General features: G+C 72.6%; 6 protein-coding genes. 4 read left to right on the top strand and 2 right to left on the bottom strand.

The window, feature by feature from the left end:
* Nucleotides 1–454 (bottom strand): nuclear transport factor 2 family protein (locus VJ655_RS07820; protein WP_324110505.1); only part of this gene is annotated, 454 nt, incomplete at its 3' end.
* Between the two features lie 42 nt (nt 455–496).
* Nucleotides 497–745, bottom strand: a complete 249-nt coding sequence (locus VJ655_RS07815) for a DUF1674 domain-containing protein (RefSeq protein WP_324110504.1) — start codon at nt 743–745, stop codon at nt 497–499.
* 97 nt (nt 746–842) lie between these two features.
* On the opposite strand from VJ655_RS07815, the gene VJ655_RS07810 reads away from it, so the two are divergent.
* Genes VJ655_RS07810 through VJ655_RS07795 form a run of 4 tightly spaced genes read left to right on the top strand, consistent with a single transcriptional unit; the run spans nt 843 to nt 5053 of the window.
* The gene (locus tag VJ655_RS07810; RefSeq protein WP_324110503.1) at nt 843–1256 is read left to right on the top strand and encodes a hypothetical protein; all 414 of its coding nucleotides are present in this window, start codon (nt 843–845) and stop codon (nt 1254–1256) included.
* Nucleotides 1257–1307: 51 nt separating this feature from the next.
* A complete protein-coding gene (locus VJ655_RS07805; RefSeq protein ID WP_324110502.1) occupies nt 1308–2600 on the top strand; it encodes an RsmB/NOP family class I SAM-dependent RNA methyltransferase in 1293 nt (430 codons plus the stop codon).
* A gap of 44 nt (nt 2601–2644) precedes the next feature.
* The gene (gene rpe, locus VJ655_RS07800; protein ID WP_324110501.1) at nt 2645–3304 is read left to right on the top strand and encodes a ribulose-phosphate 3-epimerase; all 660 of its coding nucleotides are present in this window, start codon (nt 2645–2647) and stop codon (nt 3302–3304) included.
* A 9-nt stretch (nt 3305–3313) separates the two neighbouring features.
* On the top strand, nt 3314–5053 hold the full coding sequence (locus tag VJ655_RS07795) for a heparinase II/III family protein (RefSeq protein ID WP_324110500.1): 1740 nt from the start codon (nt 3314–3316) through the stop codon (nt 5051–5053).
* Nucleotides 5054–5056 lie beyond the last annotated feature (3 nt).

Below are 5056 nucleotides of genomic sequence, written 5' to 3'. Positions count from 1 at the left end.
AGGCCAGCTCCAGCGCCCGCAGCACCGCGAACTGGTCGTAATAGGGGCGTTCGCAGACGATCTTGTCGCCGCCCGGTGAAAACTCGAAGCTGGCGGCCATGCGGATGCGGAACGGCTTGCCGGTCGCCTCGACCGTGCGGCCCGGCAGGCTCAAGGGTCCCAGGTGCGTGCCGGTCAGCCAGAATTCCACCAGCACCGTGTCGCCGCCGTGGGCGATGGCGATGATCTCGTTGCCCTGGTCGGGGAACGGCGTGCGAGAGGCGGAAAAATAGCCGCGGACGGCGGCCTCGCCGTCGAAGACGGTCCCGGGGCCGTGCATCTCGTAACGGGGATGCTCGAAGGTGGCGATCACGGCGTCCCAGTCGTGGACGCACTCCAGCGCCATGTGGTCGCGCACGACCTGGATGCGGCGTTCGGCGAGGTCTTGGTCCGCCCCTGGGGCGAGATTTGGCATGGTGTCTCCTCCGTATTTTCGAGGAGCCTCGCCCGATCGGCCTCAGAAGTCGACCGCCACGCCCTTCTTCTCCCAGTCGCCGAAGCGCGTGGGCTCGGGACCGTCGCGGCCGCCCTTTTCGGGGGGGAGAGCCGGATCGTGCTCGGCCGCGCGGCGGGCCGCGGCCTCTTCCAGCGCGCGGCGGGCCGCGGGGCTCAAGGCCTTGCCGGGCGCGGCCCCAGGGGCCTCCGGTTGGGCCTCCGGTTCGGCCTCCGGTTGGGCTTCGGGCGGAGTATCGTGAAGGTCAGACATGACAAAGGTTTAACATCAACGCGATTGCTACCGCCAGCCAGATGCTGTTCAACCCCCGGCCCAAGATAACAACGTTCGAATACCGGGGTAATTTCAGATGAACCGCAATCGTTGGCCGCAAGCCTTCTTCGCGTCGGCCGCCTTCTACGCCATGATCGGGGTCGGCTGGGGCCTGGCCATGGGAATCACCAAGAACCACGCCACCTATTCGGCCCACGCCCACCTCAATCTGCTGGGCTGGCTCAGCCAGGCGATGATGGGGACCTTCTACGCGACCGTGGGCCAGGGCGTGTCCAACAAGGTCAAGGCCACGAACTTCGCCCTGACGAACCTGGGCGTGCTGCTGATGATCCCGGGCGTGGGCATGTATCTGGGCCAGGCCGCGCCGCCAGCGGTGTTTGGGCCAATGATCACCGCCGGCTCGCTGCTGGTCGCGGCGGGGTTCCTCCTGTTCGGCGTCACCGTGATCCTGAACCTCTTCAAGGGCTCGGCGAGCACCGCCGCGGCCTGACGAGACTCGAAACCGCTTGCGCTCGCGCCCGCCTCTTGGCACGGCGGGGCGGTGACTCATGAACTGAACGACGGCCTCCCCGCGCGGGAGGCCGCCCTGACCCTAATCGACGCGGCCCTGTCGCGTCGCGGCGGCATCGACGAGGCCGCCTCGGCCAACGGCTTCCGCTTCCTGGAGCCGCGCGAGCGCGCGTTCGCGCGGGCCCTGGCCATGGCGGTGCTGCGCCACCTCGGCCCCATCGACCGCGCCCTGGCCGCCAAGCTGCAGAAGGCCCCGCCGGACCGGGTGATGCACATCCTGCGTCTCGGCGCGGCCCAGGCCTTCCATCTGGAGGTCCCGGCCTTCGCCGCCGTCGCCACCAGCGTCGAGCTGGCCGGCGCCAACAAGGCCAGTCGCCCCTTCAAGGGCCTGGTCAACGCCGTGCTGCGCGGCCTGCTGCGCGACGCCCCTCCAAGCGAAGATCCCACCCTGCTGGCCCCGCCGTGGCTCTATTCGCGCTGGACCGCCGCGTTCGGCGAGGCGACCGCGCGTCAGGTCGCCGCCGAGATCGCCAACGAGCCGGCCACCGACCTCTCCCTGAAGCCCTCGGCCGACGCGACCGCCCTCGCCGAGGCCCTGGAGGCCGAAATCCTCGACGGCGGCTCCCTGCGCGTGCGCCGCAAGGGCGACGTGGCCGGCTGGCCCGGCTTCGAGGACGGGACCTGGTGGGTGCAGGACGCCGCCGCCGCCGTGCCCGCCCGCCTGCTGGACGCCAAGCCCGGCGAGGCCGTGCTCGATCTCTGCGCCGCGCCCGGCGGCAAGACCCTGCAGCTGGCCGCGACCGGCGCCGAAGTGGTCGCCGTCGACCGCTCGGCCGCCCGCCTCAAGCGGGTGAGCGAGAACCTGGCCCGCACCAGCCTGTCGGCCGAGGTCGTCGCGGCCGACGCCGCCGCCTGGGACGACGCCCGGACCTTCGACGCCATCCTGCTGGACGCCCCATGCAGCGCCACCGGCACCTTCCGCCGCCATCCCGACGTGCTGTGGGCCGCGCGCCCCGGCGACGTCGCCAGCCTGGCCGCCGTCCAGGCCCGGATCCTCGACAGCGCCGCGGGTCGCCTCAAGCCCCAGGGGCGCCTTGTCTACTGCGTCTGCTCGCTGGAGCCCGAGGAGGGCGAGGCCCAGGTCGAAGCCTTCCTGGCCCGCCGCCCCGACATGGCGCTGGATCCGATCGCCGCCGACGAGGCCCCCGCCGCCGGCTTCCCGCCCGCCAGCCTGACCGCGCGCGGGACCCTGCGGCTGCTGCCCCACCAGCGGGACGGCGGCCAGGACGGGTTCTTCGCGGCCCGTTTCCGCAAAAAGGGCTGACGCCGTCGCTTGTGGCGGAAAGCCGACGCCGCTATCCCAGGACCATGACCGCGCCGCTCATCGCCCCTTCGATCCTGGCCTCCGACTTCGCCCACCTGGGCGAGGAGGTCGCCGCCATCGAGGCGGCCGGCGCCGACTGGGTCCATGTCGACGTGATGGACGGCCACTTCGTACCCAACATCACGCTGGGCCCCGACATCGTCAAAGCCATCCGGCCGCACGCCAAGATCCCGTTCGACGTGCACCTGATGATCAGCCCGGCGGATCCTTATCTCGAAGCCTTCCGCGCCGCCGGGGCGGACATCATCAGCATCCACCCCGAGGCCGGCCCGCACCTGCACCGCTCCCTGAAGCGCATCCGCGAGCTGGGCGCCAAGGCGGGCGTCGTCTTCAACCCCTCGACCGGGATCGACCACGTCGAGTGGATCCTGGAGGACGTCGACCTGCTGCTGGTCATGTCGGTCAATCCGGGCTTCGGCGGCCAGAGCTTCATTCCCGGCCAGCTGCGCAAGGTCGAGGCCTTGCGCCGGATGGTCGACAAGGCCGGGCTCGATATCATCATCGAGGTCGACGGCGGGGTCACCCCGGTCACCGCCCCGCAATGCGTGGCCGCCGGGGCCACGGCGCTCGTCGCCGGCTCGGCGGTGTTCAAGGGCGGCCGCGAGGCCTATGCCGGCAACATCCGCGCCCTGAAGGGCGGCTGATCCCAGACCATGGCCGTCAAGCGATCTTCCGCCAGCGGCTTGAAGTTTCCCGCGCCCTCGGCGTCGAAAGGGCGCGGCGGCGTGCTGTGGCGGGCCGTGAAGGCCGAACTGGCCAGTCATGTCGAGCGCGAGTGGTACGGCTCGCCCCCGCACCGCCTGCTGCTGGCCCTGCCCCGCGTCGAGGGCCTGGCCGCCCGGCCGCACGATCCCCGCCCGGCCCGGCCCGGCGACGGCCGCCGCCTGCTGGCCGGGACCCTGGCCCTGGACGGCGGCGCCCTGCGGCTAGGTCCCGACGGCGACCCATTCGACACCGCCAGTCCCACGCGCCGCTTCGCCGTCAGCCTGCACCGCTTCGACTGGCTGCCCGACCTGATCGCCGCCGGCCCCGACGGCGCGCGGCGCGCCCTGCGCCTGATCGACGACTGGCGGCGGGTGTTCGGCAAGTGGAACGCCTTTTCATGGTCGGCCGAGTGCCTGGAGCGGCGGGTCTTCCACCTGGCCTGCGCCGCCCGCGCCCTGACCATGGAGGCTAGCGACGCCGAGGCCGCCGACCTGCGCCGCGACCTGGCCCGCCAGGCCCGTCATCTGGCCACCGTCGGCAAGGCCCCGGCCCGCGCCCTGGAGCGCGCCGTCGCCGTCACGGTCGCCGGTTGCGTTCTGGCCGGCAAGCCGGGCGAGGCCCTGATCGCCAAGGGTCTGAAGGCCTTCTCGCGCCATATCGACCAGATCGTGCTGGCCGACGGCGGCCACGCCACCCGTTCGCCCGAGGCCGGGGTGGAGCTGCTGTTCGACCTCCTGACCCTGGACGACGCCCTGGGCCAGCGCGGCCGGCCCGCGCCCGAGAGCCTGTCGCGGGCCATCGACCGCCTGTCGACGGCCACGCGCTTCTTCACCCTCGGCGACGGCCATCTCGCGGCCTTCCATGGCGGCGAGGCGATCCCCGCCGCCCGCATCGCCGCGGCCCTGGCCCATGACGACGCAGGCCCGCGCCCGCTGAACGCGGCCCCGCACAGCGGCTACCACAAGATGATCGGCGGCTCGCTCGAGCTGATCGCCGACTGCGGCCCGCCCGCCGCCGGCCCCCTGAGCGTCGCGGCCTGCGCCCAGCCGGCCGCCATCGAGATCGTCTGCGCCAAGGACCGGCTGATCACCAGTTGCGGCTGGAGCCCCGAGGCCGCCGGCGCCCACGCCTTCCGCCTGTCGGCCGCCGCCTCGACCGTCTCCGTCGGCGACGGCTCGGCCGGCCAGCCGTTATCCGGCTTCCGCGCCAAGGCCCTGGGCCCCTGGCTGGTCGACGGCGCGACCAAGGTCGCGGCCGAGCGCCACGACGACGTCGGCGGGGTGTGGCTGGACATCGTCCACGACGGCTGGCGACGCCTGGGCCTGACCCACACCCGGCGCCTGTTCCTCGACGCCGTGGCCGACGAGCTGCGTGGCGAGGACGCCCTGACCCCGATCGTCGCGGCCGACCCGGACGGCCCCCGCCGCTACCTGCCCTTCGCGGTCAGGTTCCACCTCCACCCCGAGGCCCGCGCCTCGATCGCCCGCGACGGCAAGAGCGTGCTGATCCGCGGCCCCAGCAATGTCGGCTGGTGGCTGCGCAACGACGCCGTCGACGTCGAGATCGCCCCGAGCGCGCACTTCGATCACGGCCTGGCCAGGAAGGCCGGCCAGGTGGTGCTCAAGAGCCAGGTCCGCCCCGAGGTCGGCGCGAAGATCCGCTGGAAGCTGACGCGCGCGGAGGGGTGAGGG

Source organism: Caulobacter sp. (assembly GCF_035254145.1).
Lineage (GTDB): Bacteria > Pseudomonadota > Alphaproteobacteria > Caulobacterales > Caulobacteraceae > Caulobacter.
Note: the sequence above shows the minus strand (reverse complement) of the source record. Positions and strands in the feature narration are given on the sequence as shown.

Coding starts and splice junctions, on each gene's coding strand:
- VJ655_RS07815 (WP_324110504.1), bottom strand. CDS start 745: ATGTCTGACCTTCACGATACTCCGCCCGAAGCCCAACCGGAGGCCGAA.
- VJ655_RS07810 (WP_324110503.1), top strand. CDS start 843: ATGAACCGCAATCGTTGGCCGCAAGCCTTCTTCGCGTCGGCCGCCTTC.
- rpe (WP_324110501.1), top strand. CDS start 2,645: ATGACCGCGCCGCTCATCGCCCCTTCGATCCTGGCCTCCGACTTCGCC.
- VJ655_RS07795 (WP_324110500.1), top strand. CDS start 3,314: ATGGCCGTCAAGCGATCTTCCGCCAGCGGCTTGAAGTTTCCCGCGCCC.